The organism is Vannielia sp., assembly GCF_029212645.1.
In the GTDB taxonomy this organism is placed as follows: domain Bacteria; phylum Pseudomonadota; class Alphaproteobacteria; order Rhodobacterales; family Rhodobacteraceae; genus Vannielia.
Window position 1 is genome coordinate 7,218 of record NZ_JARGND010000072.1, and the last position, 1,803, is coordinate 9,020.

Genomic DNA, 1,803 nt, shown 5'->3' on the forward strand with positions numbered 1-1,803 from the left:
TCGGCCTTTCCGGCCTCGGCAGATGGGCGCCAGCCTCAGATCCGCGCACCGGCACCGGAGGCCGGGGCGGGCACGCGGGATATCCTTGCGACGCTTGGGTTCGCGCCTGCGGCGGTTGATGAACTGTTGAGAGATGCGGTGGTCGCCGACAGCCAAACGGGGGGAGCGAAGCCATGACGGGGCTGCTCGACGGGATCCGTGTGCTTGACCTCACGACCATGGGGACCGGGCCCTATGCTACCCAGATCCTTGCGGAATACGGGGCCGAGATCACCAAGCTGGAAGCGCCAGACGGCGACCCGATCCGCAATGTCGGCCCGGCCCGGCACGCGAAGATGAGTTCGATGTTCCTTGGCCTTGGGGCCGGAAAGCGCAGTCTGGCGCTTGACCTGCGCCGCCCCGAGGCGCGCCCGGTCTTTGAGCAGTTGGTGGCGCGTGCCGATGTGGTGATCCACAACATGCGCGACCCTGCTGCAAAGAAACTGGGGCTCTCTTTCGAGGACCTCCGGAAAATCAATCCGGGCGTTGTGCATTGCGCGATCCTCGGCTTTGATCGCGGCGGTCCTTATACCGACCGCCCGGCCTATGACGATCTGATCCAGGGCCTTGTGGCGCTGCCCGACCTGATGCACCGTTCGGGCGGCGAAACGCAGTATGTGCCGCTGGCAATGGCTGACCGGATTGTCGGGCTTTTTGCCGCCGAAGCGGTGCTGGCGGCGGTGGTGGCGCAGTTGCGCAGCGGCAAAGCCCAAAGCGTTGTCGTTCCCATGTTCGAGGCGCTGGCGGGGTTCGTGCTGGGTGATCATCTTTATGGCCGCAGTTTCGTGCCGCCCGAGGGCGAGATGGGCTATCCCCGCCATCTCAACCCGTATCGGCGGCCGTTCCGAACCGCAGATGGGCATATTGGCGTGCTGCCCTACACCGATCAGCAATGGCAATCGCTGTTTCGCACCCTCGACGTGCCGGAACTGGGCGAAGACCCGCGCTTTGCCAGGCTTTTTGAGCGAAGCGCAAACATTGCCGCGCTTTACCAGATCGTCGCGAAACACCTTACCACCCGCACCACCGCCGAGTGGCTGGCCGCGTTCGAGGCGGCGGATATTCCGGCGATGCCGACCAACACCCTGGAAACGCTTATCGACGACCCGCAGCTCAAGGCGGTTGGCCTGATCCGCGAGGAAGAGCACCCGTCCGAGGGCCGCATTCTGCGGGTGCGCGGCGCCGTGCACTGGGACGGCGAGGACGACACCGCGCCACCGCCTCTGGCTCCGCGCCTTGGTGAGCACGGGGTTGAGCTGCTGCGCGATGCGGGCGTTGGCGAGGCGGAGATTGCCGATCTGGTCCGGGCCGGGGTTTTGCGCCTGCCTGCCGAGACCGGGCCGGAACCAGATCAGGACAACGCGCAAGGAGGGCAACCATCATGACCACCGAACCGAACCCGGCCAGCGATGGCTTTGTATGGCATCCGCCGAAAGAGCTTTGCGAAAAAAGCAACCTGCGCGCGTTTCTCGATGAACACGGGCTGGCGGATTACAACGCGCTGCTTGCGCGTGCCGACGAGGACCCGGCGTGGTTTTGGGATACGGTCGCCCAACGGCTGCACTTTTTCCGGCCCTACGAGCAGGTGCTCGACACCGCACGCGGCGTGCCCTTCACGCGGTGGTGCGTGGGTGGCACCACAAATGTGGTTGCCAGTTGCATAGAGCGCCACCGCGATACGCCGGTATGGGAAAAGGAGGCGCTGGTCTGGGAAGGCGAGGGGGGCGAGGTGCGACGGATCACCTACCGCGACCTCTCCGCCCG

Annotated in this window: 2 protein-coding genes; both read left to right on the forward strand. The window is 65.4% G+C overall.

What is annotated here, in order from left to right; genetic code table 11:
* Positions 1 to 173: 173 nt before the first annotated feature.
* A complete protein-coding gene (locus P1U55_RS15045) occupies positions 174 to 1,424 on the forward strand; it encodes a CoA transferase (RefSeq protein ID WP_301048448.1) in 1,251 nt (416 codons plus the stop codon).
* Positions 1,421 to 1,803: acetyl-coenzyme A synthetase N-terminal domain-containing protein (locus P1U55_RS15050; RefSeq protein WP_301048449.1), on the forward strand; the 383-nt coding region annotated here is incomplete at its 3' end. The genes P1U55_RS15045 and P1U55_RS15050, both read left to right, overlap by 4 nt.